This is a genomic window from Paraburkholderia sp. MM5482-R2, from assembly GCF_050436125.1.
GTDB lineage: Bacteria > Pseudomonadota > Gammaproteobacteria > Burkholderiales > Burkholderiaceae > Paraburkholderia > Paraburkholderia tuberum.
Window position 1 is genome coordinate 3,754,638 of the sequence record NZ_JBNDLP010000002.1, and the last position, 25,944, is coordinate 3,780,581.

Genomic DNA, 25,944 nt, shown 5'->3' on the forward strand with positions numbered 1-25,944 from the left:
CTTCCGCGGTCCGATCAATCGTCGTCACTGTCGTCATCCGGCGTCGCATCGGCCGCCGGTGTGCCGTAGCGCTTCACCAACTGCTGCTTGAAGCCCGCGAGCGACTTCTGCTCGTCGACGAGCTGGTAGAGATAACCGAGCTGCGCCGGCCAGTCTTTCAATTCCTCGGCGAAGATCCGCAAGCGTTCGACCGTATCGAGCGCCGCCGCGGTATCGCCGGTCAGCGCCTGCAGCACGGCGTAGCGACGCAGCACCGTCTCGCCCGGCAACAGCGCGATCGCCTGCTTGTGCATCGCGAGCTTGCGCTGCAGGTTCAGCGGATTCATCGGCTGCAGCGTCGCGAGACCGTATTCGCCCCACGCGCCGAACAGGAACGACGGATCGGCGCCGTACTGCTCGGCCGGACGCGCGCCGTAGTAGAGCACCTCGGCGCGCGCATAGTCGCGATACACCGGATACAGCGCGGCGAGTCCGCCGAACACCACCACCGCGAACGCACCGAGCGACAGATTCGCCGGCACCGCGCGCAACGGCCGTGTTTCGAGCAGGCCGAACACGAACATCGCGGGCAACAGGAAGAACATGTACTGCTGCGGATACTCGACGAGCGCATGCATCGTCAGCACGCCGATCAGCGCGATGCCGAACACGCGCGCGGCGCTTTGCGGCGCACGCACGACGCGCACGAGCCACGCGACGAGACCCACGAGCACGATCGCGAGACCGATCAGACCGGTTTTCGCGAGCAGGTCGACGAAAATGTCGTGCGAGTTGTTGGCGATTTCGACGCCGCCCAGCTGCTTGACGAGCTCGAACTGATGGCTCGGAAATTCGCCCCAGCCGACGCCGAGCAGCGGATGCTGCTTGAACATCGTCCAGCCGTATTTCAACAGCGCGAGGCGCGGCGCGATCTGGCCGGCATCCTGGAAGCGCTCGGCCGCCGACTGCCCGAGTTCGAGGTGATAGCGCACGTTGGCCCAGCGGATCAGCGCATTGACCACGAAAAACAGCACCGCGAGCGCGATCGGCAACAGCCATTCACGGTTGCTACGGCGCAATTGCGCTTCGTTGCGAGTCTGCGCGAAGGCCATCCAGAAGCCGGCCACGACGATCACGCCCATCTGCAGCCATGGACCCCGCGACACGGTCAGCGCGAGGCCGACCGAGAAAATCGTCGACACGAGCAGCCAGATCGGCACCGCGATGCGCCGCGTCTGCACGAGATACAGCGCGCCCGCCATCGCGAACGCGATATACGTCGCGAGGTGGTTCGCCTGCGCCATGTTGCCGAACGGCCGGCGCTCGACGGTCACGTTATACGCGACGACGAGCGGAGCCACGCGCGCCTCGAGGTGAAACAGCTGGATCACCTGACTGAACACCGCGAACAGACCGCCGACGATCAACGCCCCCGCCGCCCAGCGCAACGCGGTCTCGTCGAGCTTCACGCGCGTGAAGCCGTAGCCCACATGCACGGCCATCCACGCAGCGAGCAGGAAGCCCGCGCCGAGCCAGTTCATCGATGGCTCCGCGACCGGCAGCACCAGCGTCTGCACGACCAGCACGAGGCCGAACAGCAAGGGTACGAGCGCGACCGTGGGCGACGCGAAGCTCACGCGCGGCCGGGTGGTCGCGACCAGCAGCACGACGGCCGCCCCGGTCAGCAGAAACAGCGCGAGCGAGGTGAATTCGGCGTAGAAGGTTGGGATCGGATACGTATGGTTGGCAACCGCGTAGGGCAGGATCAACGCAAGAGCCAGCAGTACGAGAGACAGGTAGCGTGCGAAAGGGGTGGGCATCGAATCAACAGTGGGCGTCAGCAACCGGCGCACTATACAAAAATTTCGTTGCACTGTGCGCCGGTCCGGCCGAAATAGGCTGAAAATCAGCCCTTTACGTTGTGGCTTCGACTCATCCAGTCAGCGCTCGGCTGCTGTCTCGTTCACTCACTCATTTGCCCCTTATGAACGGCATTCGGGCGGCGCCAGATTCGCGGCGAGCGTCGGTGCTTCGCTTGGCATCGGCCCCGAACCCGGCGCCGGCAACGACGACGCGCTCTTGCCGCTCGCAAAGCATTCCCACGTCAGCGCGCCGGTCTGCACCGCGTCCTTGCTCAACGCGACTCGCGCGCTCGGCGCATCGACGTTGTCCGGGACCGACGGCACCAGCGTCATGGTGTTTGCGCCGGCCTGCGCGACACGCGTCGAGTACGTGATCGTGATCTGACCAGTGTCGTCGTCGATCTGGATGGACTCGACGTTGCGCGTGGCGGGCGGCGACGCATAACCGCCGCTGAACGCGTTGCCGCTCGCGGCGTTTTCGGCCACCGCGAGCCGCGCCGACGCCGCGAGCGACAAGCCCTCGCCGACCCGGCTGCGCGCCAGATAGTCCTGATACGCGGGAATCGCGTAGGCCGCGATCACGCCGACGATCGCGAGCACGATCATCAACTCGATCAGCGTGAAGCCGACGCCGCAGCGGCGGCAGATGCGCGCGAACCAGCTCGCGCGCCAGCGTGCGCGGCGCGACCTACGCGTGGATTGCGTCGATTGAGAGTATGGGGAATATGGCAGGGTAACGATCATCGGCAGACTCCTGATACGAGAAACGCCTGGCCCGTGGATCGGGAACAGGCGTTTCAATCGTAGCGAGCGAAGCTCGCGCGTCACAGTCAGCCGGATGGCCAGGCTTGCATTCGGACGGCATCACGAATCAGGCAGCGATGCACCGTCAGCACCATGCTCACACCGCCGCACGTTTCGCGTTACGGCGCTTCAACAGATAACCGACGATCACGACGAACAGCGCGCCCGCGATGCTCATCCCGTATTCGGCGACTGGCGTGTCGAGGATCGGCCAGCGGTCGCCGGCCGGGTCGTTGACCATCAGACCACCCGCGATCCAGCCGAGCAGGCCCGCGCCGAACAGTACGATGCCCGGAAAGCGATCGAGCAGCTTCAGAATCAGCTGGCTGCCCCACACGATCAGCGGAATGCTCACGACGAGGCCAAAGATCACCAAAGCCAACCGGTGCTCGTGCTCCGCGGCTTCGGCCGCGCCCGCGATCGCGATCACGTTGTCGACGCTCATCACCGCATCCGCGATGATGATCGTCTTCACCGCCGAGATCAGCTTGTCGGCCGGCTTCACGTTGTCGTGAGCGTCGTGCGCCGGCGCGAGCAGGCGCACGCCGATCCACAGCAGCAGCAAGCCACCCGCGAACTTCAGGAACGGCACGTCGAGCAGCACGACCGCGAACGCGATCAGCACGACGCGCAGCGCGATCGCGCCGGCGGTCCCCCACACGATCCCACGCACGCGCTGCGACTGCGGCAGGTTGCGGCAGGCGAGCGCGATCACGACCGCGTTGTCGCCGCCGAGCAGAACGTCGATGACGATGATCTGAAAGACCGAGCCCCAATGGAGGGTCGTGAAGAATTCGAGCATGGAAAAAAGCATAAGAAAAAATCGACGGCGCGGGCAGAACCGCGGCGCAAGCGCGGAAAAAAAAGCGGGGGAGTCTGCACTCCCCCGCTTTTCGGGACCGCCCGCTCACGAAAGGAGTTCGTAAGCGTAACAAAATCGCGCGCCAACGGCACGCGAATTCGATTTACAGCATCGCCTTCAGAAGACGCGCCATTTCCGACGGGTTCTTCGTGACCTTGATACCGCACGCGTCCATGATTTCCAGCTTCGCTTCGGCGGTGTCCGCACCGCCCGAGATCAGCGCGCCGGCGTGGCCCATGCGCTTGCCCGGAGGCGCCGTGACGCCAGCGATGAAGCCAACCACCGGCTTCTTCATGTTGTCCTTGATCCACTCAGCAGCGTTCGCTTCGTCCGGACCGCCGATTTCGCCGATCATGATGACGGCGTCCGTATCCGGATCGTCGTTGAACATCTTCATCACGTCGATGTGCTTCAGACCGTTGATGGGGTCGCCGCCGATGCCGACTGCCGACGACTGGCCGAGGCCGATCGCGGTAAGCTGGCCGACTGCTTCGTACGTCAGCGTGCCCGAACGCGACACGACGCCGATGCGGCCCTTGCGATGGATGTGACCCGGCATGATGCCGATCTTCAGCTCGTCCGGCGTGATCGTGCCCGGGCAGTTCGGTCCGAGCAGCAGCGTCTTGCGGTTTTCGCGACGCATACGGTCCTTGATCTCGATCATGTCGCGGACGGGAATGCCTTCCGTGATACAGATTGCGAGATCCAGGTCGGCTTCGACTGCTTCCCAGATTGCGGCGGCAGCGCCTGCCGGCGGAACGTAAATCACCGACACGGTCGCGCCCGTCTCAGCCTTGGCTTCAGCGACGCTCGCGTAGATGGGGATGCCTTCGAAATCTTCGCCGGCGCGCTTCGGGTTCACGCCCGCGACGTACGCTTCGCGGCCGTTTGCGTATTCACGGCAAGCACGCGTGTGGAACTGACCGGTCTTGCCGGTGATGCCCTGCGTGATGACCTTGGTGTCTTTGTTGATCAGAATCGACATGTATTGACCTCTGTTCGTTTGGCGTCGCGCGGTAGCGCCACTCGGCGCGATGCTTCACGCCTGTGTCGCTTGCGCGCCGCCACTCGTAAACCTGGCAAATGAGCTGGTAAATGCGCCGTGGACAGCTGGCTTACGCCTTGCCCGAAGCAGCCGCGACGACCTTCTGAGCCGCCTCTTCCATGCTGTCCGCCGAGATGATCGGCAGGCCGGATTCGGCGAGCATCTTCTTGCCCAGGTCTTCGTTCGTGCCCTTCATGCGGACCACGAGCGGCACCTTCAGCGACACGGCCTTCGACGCCGCGATCACGCCTTCCGCGATCACGTCGCAGCGCATGATGCCACCGAAGATGTTGACCAGAATCGCGGTCAGGTTCGGGTTCTTCAGCATGATCTTGAACGCTTCGGTGACCTTCTCGGTCGTAGCTCCTCCGCCGACGTCGAGGAAGTTCGCCGGTTCGCCGCCGAACAGCTTGATGGTGTCCATCGTTGCCATTGCGAGGCCGGCGCCGTTCACCAGACAGCCGATGTTGCCGTCGAGCGAGATGTACGCGAGGTCGAACTTCGACGCTTCGATTTCAGCCGGATCTTCTTCGTCCAGATCGCGGTACGCGACGATTTCCGGGTGACGGAACAGCGCATTCGAGTCGAAGTTGAACTTCGCGTCGAGTGCGATGACCTTGCCGTCACCGGTCAGGATCAGCGGGTTGATTTCGGCGAGCGATGCGTCGGTTTCCCAGAATGCCTTGTACAGGCCTTGCAGGATCGCGCGAGCTTGCGGGATCGAAGCGTCGGGCACGCCGATCTTCTTCGCGAGGTCGTCTGCTTCCGAGTCCTTCAGGCCAGTCGACGGATCGACGGCAACCTTGTGGATCAGCTCAGGCGTCTTTTCCGCGACTTCTTCGACGTCCATGCCGCCTTCGCTCGACGCCATCACGACGATCTTCTGCGAAACGCGATCGATCACGAGACCGACATACAGTTCCTTCTTGATGTCGGCGCCTTCTTCGATCAGCAGGCGGTTCACCTTCTGGCCTTCCGGACCGGTCTGGTGCGTGACGAGCTGCATGCCGAGGATCTGGTTCGAGTACTCGCGAACCTGTTCCAGCGACTTGGCGACCTTGACGCCACCGCCCTTGCCACGGCCACCCGCGTGGATCTGAGCCTTCACGACCCACACCGGGCCGCCCAGCTCTTCAGCGGCCTTGACCGCATCATCCACCGAGAAGACCGGCTTGCCGCGCGGTACCGCGACGCCGAATTTCCGCAGGATTTCCTTACCCTGGTACTCGTGAATCTTCATGCGTGATTCCCTTCAGTCTGAGAGTTGGATAGAACTTCGATTCCGTTGCCGCCGTTCAGGCCGACGCGTCGCCGCTTCGTTCGCGGGCCGCCGCGCCGTCCGACGGGGCCGCGCGTTCCGCCGGACGCGGTGCATGACCATACCAGCGCGGATAAAACTGTTTCACCGCCTCGCCGTCGAAACGCAGCGCGTGGCAGCGTCCCAGCTGGAATGGCGGTTTGTCGTTGGAATGCTCGCCTGTGCCGTTGGACGATTCGTCTCCGGAACCCGCGTTCGCGCCCGGCGTGCCGTCATCGGTGTTCCATACGTCGCCGGCGAACGCCTGGATCGCGGCGGTCGGCAGGATCGCGCACAGCTCGGTGAGATGCGTGCAACCGGCCGTGCCGGCCAGCAAACGGGCAGCATCGCGACGGAAGTTGTGGAACAGATTGAGCCCGATGAGGGCACGGTAGGCGGGATTGCTGGCCTGGCACAACCCTGGATAGGGCACCCAGTCGGACGACGCCTCGGCGTTGACGACATTGAGCTTGCGATCGATGGTGATGCGAAGCCAGAGTTCATGGATCGGCTGACCATTGGGCCGGACACCCGACGCAAGCGCCACATCGCGTGGCTTTTCGTCGGTCAGGCACGCTTCCACATCCCACAGGCCATCGGCTCGCTCGTAAGCTTCCGCTCTGATTGCGCGACGATGACGCAACTGACGGGACACTGGCGGGGAGAGCGACATGCGGGAAGGAAAGGCCGGATTGGAAAACTTCTGGAGTTTAGCATAACGGGTATTTGGGACAGCCCCGATTGCGCACGGCCTGGCGCCAGGTTATGGCGCGGTAATTGCCCTACCCGTCGAGACTGGCGTGTTAGTCGCCGTCCCCGATGTCGTCGATACCCTTCAGGATCTTGCCGATCGTCGCGCCGGAGAAGCCGCGCGACGCGAGAAAGCGCGCCTGCTTCGCGCGCTCGGCCGGCGTTTGCGGCAACTGGCCGAACTTCTTGCGCCAGACCGCCTGGGCGCGCGCGAGTTCGGTTTCGCGCAATTGCACGCTCGCCTCTTCGACGAGCGCCGGGTTGAGCGCGTGTTGCTTCAGTTCGCCGAGAATGCGGCTCGTGCCGAGCCGCGATGCGCGCCGATGGATCAGGCTTTCCGCGAAGCGCGAGTCGGATAGCCAGTTTTCGGCCTGCAGCGCGTCGAGCACCGTGTCGAGCGAATCGGTTTCCTCGACGTAAGGCTTCAGCTTGCGGGCGAGGTCGGCGCGGCTATATTCGCGGCGCGACAGATAGCCGAGCGCGCGCGCTTTCAGCGAACGGGCGGGGCGTTGGGATTTTCTGTTGTCGTCTTTGTCGGACTGGCCCGGCTTCTCTTCGCCGGGTTGGCGACGCGAGCGGGTGTAGGTGACCTCGGAGGGGATTGGGGAATCGAGTCCGGAGGAATCCCGGCTGGACGACGCTGCAGCGGGCGCAGACCGCGTACGCTGCGGGCCGCGGCCCGCGGCGCGGTCATGTGCGTCGAACGGTTCGAACGGTTCGAACGGATCGCCGGACTCAGGCGATCCGTCCGCCGCGTCGCGCGGGCCGTCCGGATAGCGTCCGGAGTCGAAACCGGACAGCGGCCGGCCTTTGCGTATCACTTGATGCTTACTCTTCTTCGCCCGCGACTTCAGCGTCCGCGCCGGTCACGGCGTTCGCCATCGCGGTAACGCCCAGCGATTCGCGGATACGGTTCTCGATTTCGCGAGCGATATCCGGATTTTCGCGCAGGAATTCACGCGCGTTGTCCTTGCCCTGACCGATCCGCTCGCCGCTGTAGCTGTACCATGCGCCGGCCTTGTCGACGATCTTCGCCTGCACGCCGAGGTCGATGATTTCGCCCTGACGCGAGATGCCCTCGCCGTACAGGATGTCGAAAATCGCTTCACGGAACGGCGGCGCCACCTTGTTCTTGACGACCTTCACGCGGGTTTCGTTGCCGATCACTTCGTCGTTCTTCTTGATCGAGCCGATGCGGCGAATGTCCAGACGCACCGACGCGTAGAACTTCAGCGCATTACCGCCCGTGGTGGTTTCCGGGTTGCCGAACATCACGCCGATCTTCATGCGGATCTGATTGATGAAGATCACGAGGCAGTTCGTGCGCTTGATCGTGCCGGTCAGCTTGCGCAGCGCCTGCGACATCAGACGCGCCTGCAGACCCGGCAGCGAGTCGCCCATTTCGCCTTCGATTTCCGCCTTCGGCACCAGCGCCGCGACCGAGTCGATCACGATCATGTCGATCGAGCCCGAGCGCACCAGCGCGTCGGCGATTTCGAGGGCCTGTTCGCCGGTGTCCGGCTGCGAGACCAGCAGGTCGGCGACGTTCACGCCGAGCTTGCCCGCGTATTGAATGTCCAGCGCGTGTTCCGCGTCGATGAACGCCGCGGTGCCGCCGAGCTTCTGCATTTCGGCGACGACCTGCAGCGTCAGCGTGGTTTTACCGGACGATTCCGGACCGTAGATTTCGACCACCCGGCCACGCGGCAAACCGCCGACGCCCAGTGCAATGTCGAGGCCGAGCGATCCGGTGGAGACCACCTGGATGTCTTCGACTGCCTCACCTGCGCCGAGCCGCATGACCGACCCTTTGCCGAACTGCTTTTCGATCTGCGCGAGCGCGGCGGCGAGAGCCTTGCTCTTTTCAGCAGTCAGTCCAGCCGAGCCTTTCTTGCTTTCTTCCATGAATCGTCCTTTGCTATGATGAACGGCGTCTGAGGCAGGTGTGCACCCGTGGTTCCGCTCGAATTGAGCGGAATCTCCAGGACATCACACGAAACGCAGACACTGTATAAAAAAACAGTAGTTTTGGCAAGCGCGATTGTGATGCGAACGCGCATCTTTTACTGTCGCATCGCCCCAACTACCCACAATAATGTTCGGAGACCGCTGCGCGCCGGGGCAACCCCGCGGTGCCGGCAAAGCCAGGCTGGCGCATCATGCGAATTCTGATTGCCGAAGACGACAGCATACTCGCGGATGGTCTGGTTCGATCACTCCGCCAATCGGCCTATGCGGTCGATCACGTGAAAAGCGGCGTAGAAGCCGATACCGCGTTGTCAATGCAGACGTTCGACCTATTGATCCTAGATCTGGGCCTGCCCCGCATGTCCGGGCTCGAGGTGCTGCGCCGCCTGCGCGCGCGCAATTCGAACCTGCCCGTGCTGATCCTGACCGCCGCCGATAGCGTCGACGAACGCGTCAAAGGCCTCGACCTCGGCGCCGACGATTACATGGCCAAGCCCTTCGCGCTGAACGAACTCGAAGCGCGCGTGCGCGCGCTGACACGGCGCGGCGCGGGCGGCGGCCCGACCGTCGTGCGGCATGGCTCGCTGTCGTTCGATCAGGTGGGCCGCATCGCCTACGTCAACGACCAGGCGATCGATCTGTCCGCGCGCGAACTCGGGCTGCTCGAAGTGCTGCTGCAACGGATCGGCCGGCTGGTCTCGAAAGAGCAGCTCGTCGACCATCTATGCGAATGGGGCGAGGAAGTCAGCAACAACGCGATCGAAGTCTACGTGCACCGGCTGCGCAAGAAGATCGAGCCGAGCGGCGTGCGCATCATCACCGTGCGCGGGCTCGGCTACTGTCTCGAAAAAGCGGCGCCGCCGGCGAATGCGAGCGCGCCCGCCACCCCGGCCGGCTCCGAGCCTCAGACGGCACAAGCGGCACAAGCGGCACAAGCGGCACAATCGTCCACCGCGCCGTCGCCCACCGCGATGCCGGCGAGCCACCACTACAAATAGAGGCCAGCGATGTCCGCACGCGCTGATCGCGCCACGGCGCACGCTGCGGACCTCGACGAGGCGCGCGACGCGCGCTACGCCAATCCGTTCGCCCCGCCCGACGAAACCGAAGCCGCCGCCGAAGCGCGTCCGCGCTCGCTGTTCGGCGAAATTCTCGACTGGATGCTCGCGCCGCTGCTGCTGCTGTGGCCGATGAGCCTCGCGGTCACCTATCTGGTCGCGAAGTCGATCGCGAACGGGCCGTTCGACCGCGCGCTCGAAACCGACGCCTACGTGCTCGCGCGCCAGATCCATCCGGTCAATGGCGTCGCGGAGCTGTCGCTGCCCGAGTCGACGCGCGATTTCCTGCGTGCCGACAACGTCGACAGCGTGTTCTTTCAGGTGCTCGGCACGCGCGGCGAGCTCGTGGCCGGCGAGCGCGACATGCCGCTGCCGCACGAGGAGGACCGCCCGCCACCGGGCCTCGTCGAATTCCGCGACGACGTGCTGCGCGGCAACGACATCCGCGTCGCCTACACGACCGTCGAGTTTCCGCAGACGCCGGGCGCGCAGGCCGTGCTCGTGCAGGTCGCCGAAACGCTCGACAAGCGCAGCCAGCTCGCCAACGACATCATCAAGGGCGTGATCCTGCCGCAGTTCGTGATCCTGCCGCTCGCGATCCTGCTAGTGTGGTTCGGACTGTCGCGCGGGCTCGAGCCGCTGCATGCGCTGCAGGCGCATATCCGCGCGCGCCGGCCGGACGATCTGTCGCCGCTCGAAGCGCGCCGCGCGCCGCCGGAAATCGAGCCGCTCGTCACGTCGTTCAACGATCTGCTCACGCGCCTCGAACAGAACATGGAGCTGCAGAAGCGCTTCATCGCCGACGCCGCGCATCAGATGAAAACGCCGCTGGCCGGCCTGCGCACCCAGGCCGAGCTCGCGCTGCGCCAGAACGCGTCGGCCGAGGTTCGTCGCTCGCTCGAACAGATCGCGACGAGCTCCGAGCAGGCCGCGCGGCTCGTCACGCAATTGCTCGCGCTGGCGCGCGCGGAGAACCGTCGGTCGGGGCAGATCTTCACGCCGCTCGAACTCGGCGAACTCGCGCGCAGCGCGGTGCGCGAATGGGTGCAGGCCGCGCTCGCGAAGCAGATGGACATCGGCTACGAAGCGCCCGACGAGCCGGTCGAAGTCGCCGGCAATCCGGTGATGCTGCGTGAAATGCTGTCGAACCTGATCGACAACGCGATCCGCTATACGCCGGCGGGCGGCCGCATCACCGTGCGCGTGCGGCACGACGCCCCCGCGCGGCTCGTACATCTGGAAGTCGAGGACACCGGGCTCGGCATTCCGGCCAGCGAGCGCTCGCGTGTGGTCGAGCGCTTTTACCGGATTCTGGGCCGCGAGGGCGACGGCAGCGGCCTCGGCCTCGCGATCGTGCGCGAGATTGCGGCAATGCACGGCGGCGAGCTCGCCATCGACGACAACGTCTACCAGGAGTCGCCGCGGCTCGCCGGCACACTGGTGCGCGTCAGCTTGCACGTGCTCGAACGGGGCGGGACTTACCCTAACGCGCCTCTATCGTCGGCTTGACGGTCAGCGTTTTTTTGAGATATTTCAGCGTGGGTTGCGCGAACATACCAGCACATTCACGGAAATTGAACGCCTATTCGTCGGCTTACCGGACTACCCCAAGTTCAGGCACCGAGTCAGAACGCCGTAAGTTTCCACTCCAATAATCGGTTGCACGGGAACGCCTGTGCCGGCGATCCGTGGATATATCAATATTGGAGACGACAATATGGCTACCGTTGGCGGGCAAATCTCGCGCGTGCCGATGACGCGCGATGAGAAGCGGGTGATCTTCGCATCGTCGCTGGGTACGGTTTTCGAGTGGTACGACTTCTATCTGGCCGGCTCGCTTGCGGCCTTCATCAGCAAGAGCTTCTTCTCCGGCGTCAATCCGACCGCGGCGTTCATCTTCACGCTGCTCAGCTTCGCGGCGGGCTTCGCGGTGCGGCCGTTCGGCGCGATCGTATTCGGGCGGCTCGGCGACATGGTCGGGCGCAAGTACACGTTCCTGATCACGATCATCATCATGGGCCTGTCGACGTTCCTCGTCGGCTTCCTGCCGGGCTACGCGGCGATCGGCATCGCTTCGCCGGTGCTCTTCATCGCGATGCGCCTGCTGCAGGGTCTCGCGCTCGGCGGCGAGTATGGCGGCGCCGCGACCTACGTGGCCGAACACGCGCCGGCGAACCGCCGCGGCTTCTACACCGCATGGATCCAGACCACCGCCACGCTCGGTCTGTTTCTGTCGCTGCTCGTGATTCTCGGCATTCGCACGTTCATGGGCGAAGACGCCTTCGGCGCCTGGGGCTGGCGCATTCCGTTCGTCGTGTCGATCCTGCTGCTCGCGGTGTCGGTATGGATTCGCCTGCAACTGCATGAGTCGCCGGTGTTCGCGCGCATCAAGGCCGAGGGCAAGACCTCGAAGGCGCCGCTTTCCGAAGCGTTCGGCCAATGGAAGAACCTGAAGGTCGTGATTATCGCGCTGCTCGGCCTGACGGCCGGCCAGGCTGTCGTCTGGTACACGGGCCAGTTCTACACGCTGTTCTTCCTCACGCAGACGCTGAGGGTCGACGGCTCGAGCGCCAACATCATGATCGCGCTCGCGCTGCTGATCGGCACGCCGTTCTTCCTGTTCTTCGGCTCGCTGTCGGATCGCATCGGCCGCAAGCCGATCATCATGGCCGGCCTGCTGATCGCCGCACTCACCTACTTCCCGCTGTTCAAGGCGCTCACACACTACACGAACCCGGCGCTCGAAGCGGCAACCGCGAAGTCGCCGATCGTCGTGATCGCCGATCCGGCCGAGTGCTCGTTCCAGTTCAACCCGGTGGGCACGGCGAAGTTCACGAGCTCATGCGACATCGCGAAGGGCGCGCTGTCGCGAGCCGGCCTGAACTACGACAACGTCGCGGCGCCTGCCGGCACGATCGCGCAGATCCGCGTGGGCGATACGGTCGTCAACACGTTCGACGGCCGCGCCGGCGACGCGAAGGAGCAAGCCAAGACGTTCGAGAAGACGCTCGCCGCGACGCTGAAGGCCGCCGGCTACCCGCCGAAGGCTGATCCGGCTCAGATCAACTGGCCGATGAGCATCGTGATCCTGACGATCCTCGTGATCTACGTGACGATGGTCTACGGGCCGATCGCGGCGATGCTGGTCGAGATGTTCCCGACGCGTATCCGTTATACGTCGATGTCGCTGCCGTATCACGTCGGCAATGGCTGGTTCGGCGGCTTCCTGCCGGCCACCGCGTTCGCGATCGTCGCGGCGAAGGGCAACATCTACTCGGGGCTCTGGTATCCGATCATCATCGCGTTGGTCACCTTCGTGATCGGCATGCTGTTCGTGCGCGAAACCAAGGACTCGGATATCTACGCGAAGGATTGAGTGGACCGACAGCCGGAGCCATCTGAAAAAGTTGTGAGCCGGGGGTTGACAGCCTCCGGTGGCCCCAGCATAATCTCGCTTCTTTCGGCGAATTAGCTCAGTCGGTTAGAGCGACGGAATCATAATCCGCAGGTCCGGGGTTCGAGTCCCTGATTCGCCACCAGCTTCAAGAAAAAGCCGCTGTCCCACAAGGACAGCGGCTTTTTTGTTTTGAAACGCTGCCACGAAGCCTGACGACCGATGGGCATCCGAGTTCAGGCAGACGCCGCGACACACCACTCAACGTTGGGGAAATAGCGGCAACAATGCGCGCATTTTCCAGATGGATACCCCGGCTATGCCACGTTAGCTCAGGTCGTGAAGAGATTGAGCCGGTGTCGGGTGAAAGAGCAGCAGCACCACGGTCATCAGACCGAAGGCTGCGCCCGCATAAAAGGTCGTGGCTGCGCCCAGACGTTCCCACAACTGGCCTGCGATAACGCTCGAAACCAGCGTCACGATGCCGCTCAGCAGATTGAAGAAACCGAACGCAGTCCCGCGCAGATGCGCAGGTGCCGTGTGCGCGACCATCGTAGCGAGCAGGCCTTGCGTCATCCCCATGTGCAGCCCCCACAGCGCTACGCCTACGACGACTATGCCCCAGTGGGTGCCGTGTGCAAGCACGAGGTCGGCGCCAATCAACACGATCAGACCACCTATCAGCAGCCGCGTATGCCGCATCGTGTCCGCGAGCTTCCCGAACGGATAAGCGGACAGCGCGTAGACGACATTCATTGCCACCATGACGAGCGGAACGATCGCAATCGGTACGCCGCTGCCCATCGCACGAAGCACCAGAAAAGCCTCGCTGAATCGCGCCAACGCAAAAACGGCGCCTATCCCTACGACCCACCAGTAGTCCAAACCAAGCTCCCTGAGACTCTGCCACCGCACAGGATTGCTTCTTTTGGCGCGAGGCTCGTGCTCAGGCTCCGTGATACCAAACGTCAACAGCGCGACCGCGAGCACGCCGGGAATGACGGCAAGCCAGAAAGCAAGCCGAAAATTATCTGCCCATATCAGCATGATGAGAACGGCCAGCAGCGGTCCGAGGAACGCACCGACCGTATCGAGCGACTGGCGCAGGCCGAAGGCCGCGCCACGCAGGTGCTGCGGCGTGACATCCGCGATGAGTGCATCGCGAGGCGCACCGCGAATGCCCTTGCCGACACGGTCAATGACGCGCGCCGTCACCACGACTCCAACCGACGACGCAATGGCAAAAAGCGGCTTGCTCATTGCGCCGAGCGAATACCCTGCTACGGCGAGCCACTTTCGGTTGCCGAGGTAGTCACTCAGCGTTCCCGAAAACACCTTGACCATCTGGGCCGTGGCCTCCGCGATGCCCTCGATGAGCCCAATCGTGCCGGCGCCGGCGCCAAGGCTTGCCAGCAGAAACATCGGCAGCAGGCTGTGGATGATTTCGGAAGAGATGTCCATGAAAAGACTCACACATCCTAGAACCCACACGCTGCGTGGAATCTGCCGGACGACATTGACTTGCGGTTCGTTTCGCATTCGATAGGGATGGCATCAGATAACACGTTCGAACGGCGCAGACGCATGCGAGCAGCAAGGCAGCCCGCTACAACCGTTGCATCTTGTCTGGCATCGCTGAGTCGGATACCCGTCCTCTCACGCCCGAATCGAGTGCACTCCCTGACACACATCAGTGCACACCTTCCCCGCCCCAGGGCAAAAACTTGCCCTTCGCCGCACAAAGCTAACGACCAACCCGCGGTATGGCCCCTGGCACACTTCCCGCTTTAAAGAGCGCGCAAGGAGCCGGCGCAACCTCCGGTTCGACAGACAATCTGGAAATGGACGGCTAGGGTTCCGGCCTGCTTCACGCAGGTGCTGGTCCGAGAGCTGTCGACCTCAGGCGAGGTTACACGGCGGGACAAAAGCCCGGGAGAGAACGCGATGTTTGCGCTGCTCCCTGCCGTCGCTAACCGTCCCCTCCGAGGTCAACCCATGTTCAAGCTCGTTCGCTGTCTTGGCATTGCCGCCGTCTCCCTCGCCACCTTCGCCTCGAGCCCCACGTTCGCCGCGGGCCGCAACGACTTCAAGGTCTGCTGGACCATCTACGCCGGCTGGATGCCGTGGGGTGAGGCGAAAACCCAGGGCATCGTGTCCAAATGGGCCAGGAAATACGGCATCAATGTCGACGTCGTGCAGCTGAACGACTACGTCGAGTCCATCAATCAGTACACGGCCGGCAAGTTCGATGGCTGCGCGATGACCAACATGGATGCGCTCACGATTCCCGCCTCCGGCGGCGTGGATTCGACGGCCCTGATCGTCAGCGACTATTCGAACGGCAACGACGGCGTGCTGATGAAGGGCAAGGGCAAGCAGATCGCCGACCTGAAGGGCCAACAGGTCAACCTCGTGCAGTTTTCCGTCTCCCACTACCTGCTCGCACGCGCGCTCGAAAGCGCTCACATGAGCGAGCGCGACCTCAAGGTCGTGAACACCTCGGATGCCGACATCTCGGGCGCATTCGCGACCCCCACGGTTCACAACGCGGTCACCTGGAATCCGATGCTCGCCGATCTGAAGGCGCAGCCGAACGTCAGCGAAGTCTTCGACTCCAGCAAGATCCCCGGCGAAATCATGGACATGATGGTCGTCAACACGAAGACGTTGCAGCAGAACCCCGCCCTCGGCAAAGCGCTGACCGGTGCATGGTTCGAAATGGTCGCGCTGATGCACACCGACTCCGCGGCCAGCACGTCCGCGCTGAGCGCGATGGCGAAGGCCTCGGGCACCGATCTCGCCAACTTCAAGGGCCAACTGGCGACGACCGCCCTCTTCTATTCGCCGCAAGCCGCGCTCGACTTCGTCACCAGCGCCGACATGCCGAAGATCATGACGCGCGTCGCGAAGTTCTCTTTCGATCACGGCCTGCTCGGACAGGACGCGAAGAGCGCGGACGCGGTCGGCATGGCGTTCGACAAGGGCGTCGTGGTCGGCAACAAGAACAACGTCAAGCTGCGTTTCGATCCGACCTACGTCGCGATGGCGGCCGCGGGCAAGCTCTGACACGGACCTTCCAGGCACTCGCCAGGGGCTCGCTATCGCGGGCTCGCATCGCAGCTTTCCAACCAGGTGCTCACCATGCGACTCATCAATCGACATCCGAGCCGGATCGGCGGCTTGATGCTGCTTCTGCTGCCGTTCGTCGTGCTGTTCGCGGTCTACTTCACCGGGTCCTCGATGCGACTCTCGCTCAATCCCGATGACAAGCTGCTGCCGAGCGCGGCGCAAATGAGCGACGCGGTGAGGTCGGCCACCTTCACCGAGGACAAGCGCACCGGCGAGTATCTGTTGTGGACCGACACGCTGTCGAGCTTGCGGCGGCTCGGCATCGGCCTTGTCGTCAGTGCCGTGATCGCACTGGTGGCCGCGATCGCGACCGGTTCGTTGCCGCTCGTCAGCGCGACGCTGTCGCCATTCATCACCGTGATCTCAATGGTGCCGCCGCTGGCGGTGCTGCCGGTCCTGTTCATCGTGTTCGGGCTCGACGAGTTGTCGAAGGTCGTGCTGATCGTCGTCGGCATCACGCCGGTGATCATTCGCGATCTGCATGCTCGCGCCCGCGAGATTCCGGCCGAGCTGTGGGTCAAGGCGCAGACGCTCGGCGCCACCAGCTGGACGCTGATTCTGCGTCTGGTGCTGCCGCAACTGCTGCCGCGCCTGCTGGCGGCGACGCGTCTTTCTCTCGGCGCGGCGTGGCTCTTTCTGATCGCCGCCGAAGCGATCGCGTCGACCGATGGCCTCGGCTACCGCATCTTTCTCGTGCGCCGCTATCTGTCGATGGATCTGATCCTGCCGTACGTCGCGTGGATCACGCTGCTCGCATGGCTCACCGACGAGCTGCTGCGCCGGATCACGCAATGGTGCTTCCCGTGGTACGGAGGCGCGCGATGATCGAAGTCCGCAACGTCTGGAAAGAGTACGGCGACCAGGTCGTGCTCGAGCGTTTGAATCTGACCGTCAAGGAAGGCGAGTTCTGTTCGATGGTCGGCGCGTCCGGCTGCGGCAAGTCGACGTTTCTGCGCCTGCTGCTGGGTCAGGAGCGCGCGACGCGCGGCGAGATCCTGCTGGACGGCAAGCCGCTGCCCGGCGAACCGGACAGGCATCGCGGCGTCGTGTTTCAACGCTACTCGGTGTTCGACCATCTGAGCGTGTTGCGCAACGTGATGCTGGGGCTGGAGCTTCCACAGGCGAAGTTCACCGGCCGGCTATTCGGTGCCCGTCGGCGCGTGGCGCGAGACGACGCAGCGGCCATGCTCGAGCGCGTCGGTCTGGGCGCGGCCTTGAACAAGTTTCCGCAGCAACTGTCGGGCGGCATGCAGCAACGCCTCGCGATCGCGCAAGCGCTGATGATGAAGCCTCGCGTGCTGCTGCTCGACGAACCGTTCGGCGCGCTCGACCCCGGCATCCGCAAGGACATGCATGAGCTGCTCTCCGACCTGTGGCGCGAAGCGAAGCTCACGATCTTCATGGTCACGCATGACCTGAAAGAAGGCTTCACGTTGGGAAGCCGCGTGCTGGTTTTCGACAAGGTGCGCGTCGACCCGCAGGCGCCGGGCGCCTATGGCGCGCGCATCACCTACAACATTGCGCTCGACCGTAGCCGCGATTCCATGTCCGCCGTGCAGATCGCCGAGGCTGCCGTGCGAGGCGCATCGCATATCGAACTGGTCTCCGACTGAAGGGAACTCAGGTATGAACTCAGATACGACCTTATTGCTTGAAGAAACCGTCCCAGGCGGCGGCCATACGTCGCTGATCGTCAAGCGTGGTCGATCACTGCGCATTACCGACCTGCGCGGCGGTGCGAACGTCAGCGTGATGATGGTCAACGCGACGGAAAAGAGCGAACGGCTCAATCTGCCGGATTCGTTGAAGTGCCAGCACACGGCCAGGCTCACGGTCGGGCACTGCCTGTACTCCGACATGGGCCGCGTGCTTGCCGCGATCGTCGCGGATACCTGTGGCTGGCACGACAGCATCGGCGGTGTGTCGAATGCCGACGAGGTTCGCGAACGATACGGCGCGGGCCGCTACCAGGAGCTGCGCAACGCGTTCTATCGCAACGGCACGGACAACCTGCTCGTCGAAATGGGCAAGTGGGGACTCGGCATCACTGACCTGCTGATGACGCTCAATCTGTTCAGCCGTGTCGATGTCAGCGAGGACGGCGTTCTCAGTTTCGTGCCAGGAAACTCAAAAGCCGGCAACTACGTCGAACTCTACGCACCGATGAACACGCTCGTCGTGCTCACCGCGATCCAGCACCCGCTCGACCCGAACCCCGAGTACGCGCCGAGGCCCGTCAAGCTCGAGTTGAGCGACGCGCGGCCCGAGGTCGCCGAAGTTTGCCGCACCGCATGCGAAGAGAACGCACGCGGTTTCATCAACACAGAACGCTTCTTTCTTTGAGCGAAGGCCACGCTTATGACCAGCACGCTTATCGTCAGCGACAAACGTCCGGAAACCGCGGTCTATCGCGAGACACTCGCCGCCGGCGAGCCGTGGCTTCACGAGGTGAAGGCCGGGCAAACGCTGCGCATCGTCGATCTCGAAGGCAACCAGGCGGTCGACACGCTGTTCTACAGCCTCGCCGATCCGCGCGAGCGCTTCGACCCGCAACGCACGTTGCGCCGGCAAAAAAGCCTCTACCTGACGACGGGCTCGGTGCTGTATTCGAACCTCGGCAAGCCGATGCTGACGATCGTCGCCGACACGTGCGGCCGCCACGATACGCTCGGCGGCGCCTGCGCGCAGGAAAGCAACACGGTGCGCTACGCACTGGAGAAGCGCTACATGCACAGCTGCCGCGACAACTTCCTGCGTGCCTGCGCACATGACGGCCGCCTGTCGAAGCAGGACATCGGCGCGAACGTCAACTTCTTCATGAACGTGCCGGTCACGGCCACGGGCGGGCTCAGCTTCGAAGACGGCATTTCCGCGCCGGGCAAATACGTCGAATTGCGCGCGGAGATGGACGTGATCGTACTGATCTCCAACTGCCCGCAGCTGAACAATCCGTGCAACGCCTACAACCCGACGCCCGCGGAGCTGCTGATATGGAATTGAAGCGCATCCGCCACTGGCTTTTTCTCCTCATGCTGGTTCGCTCGGGCCGGTACTTCAGCCGTACGCGGGAAGACCTGACCCAGACGCATCGCTGACGCGACTTCGGCCGTGGACGACCACGGCCGGCCATTCCCACGGCGGGACGGCCCGCCTTCGAATCAACACACCTTCCATGTTCGAGAAGATTCTGATCGCCAATCGCGGCGCTATCGCGTGCCGCATTCTCAGGACGTTGCGCGAACTCGACGTCACCGGCGTCGCCATCTATGCGGAAGCCGACCGAGCGAGCCGCCACGTCAGCGAAGCGCCTGTCGCGCATGCGCTCGGCGAGGGTCCGGCCGCGCTGACTTATCTCGACGTGGACAAGATCCTCGCGATTGCGCGTCGCGAAGGCGTGCAGGCGATCCATCCCGGCTACGGCTTCTTATCGGAGAACGCGGCGTTCGGCGAAGCCTGCGAAGCGGCCGGCATCGCGTTCATCGGACCGACACCCGCGCAGCTTCGCGCGTTCGGCCTCAAGCACACGGCCCGCGAAATCGCGGCCAACGAAGGGGTGCCGATGCTCGAAGGCACCGGGCTGCTCGCGGACTTGCCGGCGGCGCTCGCGGCGGCACAGGCCATCGGCTATCCGGTGATGCTGAAGAGCACCGCGGGCGGCGGCGGCATCGGCATGCGGGTGTGCTGGAACGCCGACGAACTCGGCGCCCATTTCGATGCCGTGAAGCGCCTCGGCGAAAACAATTTCAGCGATGCCGGCGTGTTTCTGGAGAAGTACATCGAACGGGCGCGGCATCTGGAAGTGCAGGTATTCGGCGACGGCAAAGGCGACGCGCTCGCGCTTGGCGTGCGTGACTGCTCGGTGCAGCGGCGCAATCAGAAGGTGCTCGAGGAAACGTCCGCCCCCTGCCTGCCGGACGGCATTCAGGCCGCGCTCTGCGAGGCAGCGGTCAAGCTCGCGAAAGCCGTCGACTATCGCTCCGCCGGCACCGTCGAATTCGTGTACGACAGCGCCGCCGAACAGTTCTACTTCCTCGAAGTCAATACGCGTCTGCAGGTCGAGCACGGCGTCACCGAACAGGTGTGGGGCGTCGACCTCGTGCGTTGGATGATCGAACTGGCGGCCGGCACGCTCGCGCCGCTGAAGCACCTGGCGGCGAGTCTAACGCCGCGAGGGCACGCGATCCAGGCGCGACTCTACGCGGAAGATCCGGGGCGTGATTTCAAACCGAGTCCGGGCCTCTTGACCGAGGTCGCGTTCCCGCACGCTGACGGGCGCGCATTGCGCATCGATACATGGATCGAGGCCGGTTGCGAAGTGCCGCCTTACTTCGACCCGATGCTCGCGAAAGTGATCGCGTGGTCGCCGACTCGCGATGAAGCGCGCGATGCGCTCGACGCTGCGCTGCGCAACACCCGACTCTACGGCGTCGAGACCAATCGCGACTATCTGCGCCAGATTCTGCGCGACCGGCCGTTTGCGTCGGGCGAACCGTGGACTCGATGTCTCGAAGGGCTCAGGTATCGGGCCAGCACGGTCGAAGTCATCAGCGGCGGCACGCAGACGACGGTGCAGGACTATCCCGGCCGCCTGGGCTACTGGGCAGTCGGCATCCCGCCGTCGGGGCCGATGGATGACCGGGCGATGCGGCTCGGCAATCGCCTGCTCGGCAATGCGGCCGACGCCGCCGCTCTCGAAGTCACGATGAGCGGGCCGACGCTGCGCTTCAACACGGATGCCGTGGTCGCCATCACCGGCGCGCAGGTTCCGGTGCTGCTCGACGATGTCGCTCAGCCGCTGAACACGAGCCTCCATGTGCCGGCGGGTTCGACGCTTGCGCTCGGCACGATACGCGGCGCGGGCGCGCGCGCTTATCTGTGCGTGCGCGGCGGCTTCGACGTCGCACTGTATCTCGGCAGCCGCAGCACCTTTACGCTCGGCCAGTTCGGCGGACATGGCGGCCGCGCGATCCGCGCGGGCGACGTGCTGCATCTTTATCCGCTCGGCGATGCGCAAGCCGGCGCGGCGCTCGTCGACGCGCCGACGCTCGACGGCGTGCGCACCGTTCGCGTGATCTATGGCCCGCACGGCGCACCCGAATACTTCAGCGCCCGCTATATCGCGCAGCTGCTCGACACCGAGTGGGAGGTTCACTTCAACTCCAGCCGTACCGGCGTGCGCCTGATCGGACCGAAACCCGAGTGGGCGCGCGAGGACGGCGGCGAGGCTGGACTGCATCCGTCGAACATTCACGACAATCCGTACGCGGTCGGCGCCGTCGACTTTACCGGCGACATGCCCGTGATTCTCGGACCCGACGGCCCGAGTCTCGGCGGCTTCGTCTGTCCGGTGACGATCATCGAGGCGGACCTCTGGCAGATCGGCCAGCTGAAAGCAGGCGACAAGATCCGTTTCGCGCCCGTCGAAGTCGAACAAGCGCGTGAGGCTGCGCGTGAGCGTCGTCGAGAACTGGAGAGCCTCGAGATTGCACCAAGTGCGCCGAGCGAAAGAAGAGCATCGCTGACGTCGCCGATCGTGCTCGATACCGGGACGGACCGCGACAGACTCGTCGCGCGTGTATCCGGCGACACACATCTGCTGCTCGAGATCGGTCCAGCGGAACTCGACCTCGTGGCACGGTTTCGCGGACATGCGCTGATGCAGTCCCTCGAAGCGAAGCATCTGACTGGCGTCATCGATCTCACGCCGGGCATCCGTTCGCTGCAGATCCACTACCGGCCCGAGGATCTGCCGCTCGTCAGATTGCTCGACATCGTCGCGCGGGCGTGGGACGAGGTCTTGTTGCACAAGGATCTGCGCGTGCCGTCGCGGGTCGTTCATCTGCCGCTGTCATGGGACGACCCCGCGTGCCAGCTCGCGATCGAAAAATATATGACTACCGTGCGCAAGAACGCGCCGTGGTGCCCGAGCAACCTCGAATTCATTCGCCGCATCAACGACCTCGACTCCATCGACGCGGTCAGGCAAATCGTCTTCGATGCGAGCTATCTGGTGATGGGCCTCGGCGACGTGTACCTCGGCGCACCCGTCGCGACACCGCTCGACCCTCGTCACCGGCTGGTCACGACGAAATACAACCCGGCCCGTACGTGGACCGCGGAGAACTCGGTCGGCATCGGCGGCGCGTATCTGTGCGTGTATGGCATGGAAGGGCCTGGCGGCTATCAATTCGTCGGCCGCACGTTGCAGATGTGGAATCGCTACCGCGAAGTCGCGGATTTCGCCGGACAGCATTATTTGCTGCGCTTCTTCGACCAGATTCGTTTCTACGAAGTATCGGCCGACGAACTGTTGCGCATCCGCGCGGACTTTCCGCTTGGGCGTTTTCCGTTGCGGATTGAAGAGTCCGAGCTTTCGTTGCGGGACTATCAGGCGTTTCTCGCTAGCGAATCCGCCAGCATCGAGCAGTTCCGTTCAAGACAGCAGGCGGCCTTCCAGGCCGAGCGCGAGCGGTGGCGTGAAGCGGGCACCTCGGAAGTCACGTTCGAGACGCCGCTCACCGAAGACACTCAGTCAGCTCCGCTTCACGACGGCGAAGTCGCCGTGGACAGCGAGATCGCCGGCAGCCTCTGGCAAGTCAAGGTGAAAACCGGCGACGCGGTCGACGCGGGCGACGTGCTGCTCATCATCGAGTCAATGAAGATGGAAATCTCGGTGTGTGCGCCGTGCGCCGGAACGGTCGGCGAGATCTACGTGGCGCCGGGTTCGCCCGTGCGCGCGGGGCAACGCGTCGCCGTCGTCGAACGTCACTAATTATCTGGACGCAAACCATGTCTTCATTCTCGTCATTCGATCTTCGCCTCCCGACACTTCGCTCCGCATACCGTGATGGAACGCTCACACCGCGCAGGCTCGTCGCGGAACTGCTCGAAAAAGCTGCGGCGCTCAATCCATCGTTCAATCTGTTCATCCATCTTCTGACCGAAGATGAAGTCGCGCCCTACCTCGACTGGCTAGACACGCAGGAGGTCGAAAGCCTGCCGCTCTATGGCGTTCCGTTCGTGATCAAGGACAACATCGATCTCGCCGGCATTCAGACAACCGCCGCGTGCCCCGCGTTCGCGTACACGCCGTCGCGATCGGCGAGCGTCGTTGCGCAATTGATCGCGCTCGGCGCGGTGCCGCTCGGCAAAGCCAATCTCGACCAGTTTGCGACCGGTCTGAACGGCACCCGGTCGCCGTATGGCAAGTGTCGCAATAGCGTGCATCCCGACTATCCGTCGGGCGGCTCGAGCGCGGGGTCGTCACTCGCGGTCGCGCTCGGCGTCGCCAGTTTCGCGCTCGGGACCGACACGGCCGGTTCCGGTCGCGTGCCTGCCGCGCTGAACAATCTCGTCGGTCTCAAGCCGACTAAAGGCCTGCTGTCCACCGCTGGTGTGGTGCCCGCGTGCCGCACGCTCGATTGCGTGACGTTCTTCACGGCGACGGCGGAAGAAGCGAGCGAACTGCTTGCGTTGAGCGCGCGCCCCGACCCTCGCGATGCATACAGCCGCGCGAATCCGCAATGGAATACGGCACGCGCGTTTGGCGAGCCCACGGCGTTCAAGTTCGGCGTGCCGGCGCAACTGGAATTCGCCGGCTGTTCCGAGAGCCCCGGGCTGTTCGCGAAGGTGCGCGCGTTGCTCGAAGAAGCAGGTGGTGAAGCTGTCGAAATCGACTTCACGCCGTTTGTCGAAACCGCCAATCTGCTCTATCAGGGGCCGTGGGTGGCCGAGCGTTACAGCGTGGCGGGCGAGTTGATGACGGAGAAACCCGCTGCGGTTTTGCCCGTCATTCGCAATGTGTTGGCGAAGGCACCCGGCGCGAGCGCGGTCGAACTGTTTCGCGCGCAGTACCGCTTGCAGGAATTGAAGGCCCTCTGCGATGCGTCGATCGATTCACTCGATTTCGTTCTGACGCCGACGTATCCGCGTGCCGTGACGCTCGACGAGTTGGAGCGCGACCCCATTGGTCCGAACTCCCTGCTCGGCTATTACACGAACTTCATGAATCTGCTGGACTATGCCGCCGTCGCTGCGCCGACCGGTTTCATGAAGAATGGTCTGCCCTGGGGCGTGACCGTCTTTGGCCGCGCGTTCACCGACCAGTATCTGTTGGGTGTGGCCGACCTGCTGCAACGAAAGAGCGGCGTGCACTGCGTCGGAGGTCTAACCGTCGAGCCGGAGCCGCGCGGCGAACGATGCGCGGCGAGCCACGATCGCATGCGCATCGCGGTCTGCGGCGCACACATGCAAGGTTTGCCCCTCAACCGCGATCTGCTTGCCCGACGCGCGCGGCTCTTGCAGGCCACTCAGACTGCCGCGCAATACCGGTTGTCGGCGCTGCCTGCGTCGGCGGAAGGCACGAGGCGTCCAGGCCTGTGGCGCGTCACCGATGGCGGCGCAAAAATTGCTGTCGAAGTGTGGGAAATGCCCAGCGCGGAGTTCGGCTCGTTTATTTCGACCGTTCCGTCTCCGCTGGTTCTGGGGAAGGTCGAACTCGTCGACGGTTCGTGGGCTACCGGTTTCCTCTGCGAGCCGTATGGCGTGCAGTCGGGAACCGATATCTCGGAGTTTGGCGGATGGCGAGCATGGCTTGCCAGCGAGCGTTGCGCGAGTTTCTGATGGAACGAACGATGAGCAGCGGCGTCGCAGGATATGGGCAGTGAAGCGCCGCGGGTTTTGTTGGCACCTCCGGCTTCCTTCCGCAATTCCGTCGCAACTTCGAGAGGTTCCTTAATGACGCTCCGCACCGTCGCGCTCGCCGCAACCACCGCTGCGCTCACGCTCGCCGGCACGACCGCCGCCCTCATCGCACAAGCTCAAACGCCGAGCACCGCCGACAGTCAATGGCGCGCCAGTTCCACCATGCTCGCGACGCTGCTGCAGGACGGCTACAAGATCGTCGCCGTGGTCAACAACGGTCCCGCCGACACGATCTTCGTGCAGCGCGATCAGAGCGCGTTCAAATGCATCGATACGCAGCAACCGGATACAAAAGCAAAAACGGCGGTGGCGCCGGGCTGTTACGAGCTGGTACCGCCGAGCGGCGCCACGCCGGCGTCGGAATCCAGATAACGTGATTTGAAGCGCGAGCTCGACGTAACCCCGGCTCGCGCGAAAGACTTCGGCGTCGCGCCAACACCGCGACGCTTCAGCGATCCACCAGCCGGCTCAGATTGCCGCGCACCCGCTGCAGCAGCGCGATCAACTGCGCCGCTTCTTCATCGCTGAAACCATTGAGCGCTTCGAGCGCGACCTCGTCGCCGACCTTGCGCGCCTTGCCGAGCGTGCGCTCAGCCTTCGGCGTCATGCGCACCTGGCGCTCGCGGCGATCCTGCGGATTCGCGGTCCGCTCGATCCAGCCGCCCTCCTCCATCCGGTCCAGCAGCCGGCCCGCCGAGATCGGCGCGACCTCGAGCAGATCCGCCAGCCGGGCCTGATTGATGTCGCCGTAGTGGCCGAGATAGGCCAGCACGCGACACTGCGCGCGCGTCAGATCGACCGACGACCTCGCGAGATCGTCGAACCGCTTGCCCGCCAGCCGGCCGACGTCGTAGATCAGAAAGCCGAAGCGCTCTTCGAATTGGGTTTTCATGCGCGGATTATACGGAAGCACTTCGGCGTACAGCGCGACTGCGTGTGCGTTCTATCCTCAGCACAACTCCCGATAGCGCCAACCCGTATTGACGATATACTAAGCATGCTTACTATATCGACCCTCCCCACCATTCATGTCTTCCGCCTCCACGTCGACGAGCGCCACTGAGCTGCTCAACCGGCCGATGATCACGATCTC

Annotated in this window: 21 protein-coding genes, 1 tRNA gene and 1 riboswitch; of the genes, 12 read left to right on the forward strand and 10 right to left on the reverse strand. The window is 64.0% G+C overall.

Annotation, left to right across the window (positions count from 1 at the left end; all coding sequences use genetic code 11):
• Positions 1 to 14: 14 nt before the first annotated feature.
• From OKW37_RS20195 to recA, 8 genes are all read right to left on the reverse strand, one after another.
• Positions 15 to 1,799, reverse strand: coding sequence for a PglL family O-oligosaccharyltransferase (locus OKW37_RS20195; protein ID WP_429404496.1), 1,785 nt, complete (start codon positions 1,797 to 1,799; stop codon positions 15 to 17).
• Positions 1,800 to 1,961: 162 nt separating this feature from the next.
• The gene (locus tag OKW37_RS20200; protein ID WP_429404494.1) at positions 1,962 to 2,585 is read right to left on the reverse strand and encodes a pilin; all 624 of its coding nucleotides are present in this window, start codon (positions 2,583 to 2,585) and stop codon (positions 1,962 to 1,964) included.
• Between the two features lie 157 nt (positions 2,586 to 2,742).
• Positions 2,743 to 3,447 (reverse strand): TerC family protein, encoded by a 705-nt coding sequence (locus OKW37_RS20205; protein ID WP_429408359.1) that lies wholly within the window; start codon positions 3,445 to 3,447, stop codon positions 2,743 to 2,745.
• Between the two features lie 163 nt (positions 3,448 to 3,610).
• A complete protein-coding gene (gene sucD / locus OKW37_RS20210) occupies positions 3,611 to 4,492 on the reverse strand; it encodes a succinate--CoA ligase subunit alpha (RefSeq protein WP_184058350.1) in 882 nt (293 codons plus the stop codon).
• A gap of 130 nt (positions 4,493 to 4,622) precedes the next feature.
• The gene (gene sucC / locus OKW37_RS20215) at positions 4,623 to 5,792 is read right to left on the reverse strand and encodes an ADP-forming succinate--CoA ligase subunit beta (protein WP_013090442.1); all 1,170 of its coding nucleotides are present in this window, start codon (positions 5,790 to 5,792) and stop codon (positions 4,623 to 4,625) included.
• A 55-nt stretch (positions 5,793 to 5,847) separates the two neighbouring features.
• Complete coding sequence (locus tag OKW37_RS20220; protein WP_429404492.1) at positions 5,848 to 6,522, reverse strand: DUF2889 domain-containing protein; 675 nt, start codon at positions 6,520 to 6,522, stop codon at positions 5,848 to 5,850.
• A 130-nt stretch (positions 6,523 to 6,652) separates the two neighbouring features.
• Positions 6,653 to 7,420: a recombination regulator RecX gene (gene recX / locus OKW37_RS20225; RefSeq protein WP_429404490.1), complete on the reverse strand. Its 768-nt coding sequence runs from the start codon at positions 7,418 to 7,420 to the stop codon at positions 6,653 to 6,655.
• Positions 7,421 to 7,427: 7 nt separating this feature from the next.
• Positions 7,428 to 8,504 carry a recombinase RecA gene (recA, locus tag OKW37_RS20230; RefSeq protein ID WP_018421721.1) on the reverse strand — a complete coding sequence of 359 codons (1,077 nt, stop codon included), beginning with the start codon at positions 8,502 to 8,504 and terminating at the stop codon, positions 7,428 to 7,430.
• Between the two features lie 254 nt (positions 8,505 to 8,758).
• Here recA and OKW37_RS20235 point away from each other — a divergent pair, with 254 nt between their 5' ends.
• The 4 genes from OKW37_RS20235 to OKW37_RS20250 all read left to right on the forward strand — a co-directional run bounded on the left by OKW37_RS20235 (position 8,759) and on the right by OKW37_RS20250 (position 13,164).
• A complete protein-coding gene (locus OKW37_RS20235) occupies positions 8,759 to 9,565 on the forward strand; it encodes a response regulator (protein WP_429404488.1) in 807 nt (268 codons plus the stop codon).
• Positions 9,566 to 9,574: 9 nt separating this feature from the next.
• The gene (locus OKW37_RS20240; protein WP_090801746.1) at positions 9,575 to 11,134 is read left to right on the forward strand and encodes a sensor histidine kinase; all 1,560 of its coding nucleotides are present in this window, start codon (positions 9,575 to 9,577) and stop codon (positions 11,132 to 11,134) included.
• Positions 11,135 to 11,342: 208 nt separating this feature from the next.
• Positions 11,343 to 13,001 (forward strand): MFS transporter, encoded by a 1,659-nt coding sequence (locus OKW37_RS20245; RefSeq protein WP_429404486.1) that lies wholly within the window; start codon positions 11,343 to 11,345, stop codon positions 12,999 to 13,001.
• Positions 13,002 to 13,087: 86 nt separating this feature from the next.
• Positions 13,088 to 13,164, forward strand: a tRNA-Met gene (locus tag OKW37_RS20250).
• Between the two features lie 182 nt (positions 13,165 to 13,346).
• On the opposite strand, the gene OKW37_RS20255 is transcribed toward OKW37_RS20250, so the two are convergent.
• On the reverse strand, positions 13,347 to 14,558 hold the full coding sequence (locus tag OKW37_RS20255; protein ID WP_429509903.1) for an MFS transporter: 1,212 nt from the start codon (positions 14,556 to 14,558) through the stop codon (positions 13,347 to 13,349).
• 299 nt (positions 14,559 to 14,857) lie between these two features.
• Positions 14,858 to 14,957, forward strand: a riboswitch (guanidine-I (ykkC/yxkD leader).
• A gap of 57 nt (positions 14,958 to 15,014) precedes the next feature.
• Between OKW37_RS20255 and OKW37_RS20260 the strand changes: the two genes are divergently transcribed.
• The 8 genes from OKW37_RS20260 (at position 15,015) to OKW37_RS20295 (ending at position 25,223) form a co-directional block, all read left to right on the forward strand.
• Positions 15,015 to 16,085 (forward strand): putative urea ABC transporter substrate-binding protein, encoded by a 1,071-nt coding sequence (locus tag OKW37_RS20260; protein ID WP_429356113.1) that lies wholly within the window; start codon positions 15,015 to 15,017, stop codon positions 16,083 to 16,085.
• A gap of 75 nt (positions 16,086 to 16,160) precedes the next feature.
• On the forward strand, positions 16,161 to 16,973 hold the full coding sequence (locus OKW37_RS20265) for an ABC transporter permease (protein WP_429404484.1): 813 nt from the start codon (positions 16,161 to 16,163) through the stop codon (positions 16,971 to 16,973).
• On the forward strand, positions 16,970 to 17,761 hold the full coding sequence (locus OKW37_RS20270) for an ABC transporter ATP-binding protein (protein ID WP_429404482.1): 792 nt from the start codon (positions 16,970 to 16,972) through the stop codon (positions 17,759 to 17,761). Before OKW37_RS20265 ends, OKW37_RS20270 begins: the two co-directional genes overlap by 4 nt.
• Positions 17,762 to 17,774: 13 nt before the next feature.
• Positions 17,775 to 18,491 (forward strand): urea amidolyase associated protein UAAP1, encoded by a 717-nt coding sequence (locus OKW37_RS20275; protein ID WP_429404480.1) that lies wholly within the window; start codon positions 17,775 to 17,777, stop codon positions 18,489 to 18,491.
• Between the two features lie 15 nt (positions 18,492 to 18,506).
• Positions 18,507 to 19,148, forward strand: coding sequence for an urea amidolyase associated protein UAAP2 (locus tag OKW37_RS20280; RefSeq protein ID WP_184022979.1), 642 nt, complete (start codon positions 18,507 to 18,509; stop codon positions 19,146 to 19,148).
• Between the two features lie 172 nt (positions 19,149 to 19,320).
• A complete protein-coding gene (gene uca, locus OKW37_RS20285) occupies positions 19,321 to 22,920 on the forward strand; it encodes an urea carboxylase (RefSeq protein ID WP_429404477.1) in 3,600 nt (1,199 codons plus the stop codon).
• A gap of 17 nt (positions 22,921 to 22,937) precedes the next feature.
• The gene (gene atzF, locus OKW37_RS20290; protein WP_429404475.1) at positions 22,938 to 24,770 is read left to right on the forward strand and encodes an allophanate hydrolase; all 1,833 of its coding nucleotides are present in this window, start codon (positions 22,938 to 22,940) and stop codon (positions 24,768 to 24,770) included.
• A 114-nt stretch (positions 24,771 to 24,884) separates the two neighbouring features.
• Complete coding sequence (locus OKW37_RS20295) at positions 24,885 to 25,223, forward strand: hypothetical protein (protein WP_429408357.1); 339 nt, start codon at positions 24,885 to 24,887, stop codon at positions 25,221 to 25,223.
• Between the two features lie 76 nt (positions 25,224 to 25,299).
• On the opposite strand, the gene OKW37_RS20300 is transcribed toward OKW37_RS20295, so the two are convergent.
• Positions 25,300 to 25,743: a MarR family winged helix-turn-helix transcriptional regulator gene (locus tag OKW37_RS20300; RefSeq protein ID WP_184050828.1), complete on the reverse strand. Its 444-nt coding sequence runs from the start codon at positions 25,741 to 25,743 to the stop codon at positions 25,300 to 25,302.
• Positions 25,744 to 25,944: the final 201 nt, after the last annotated feature.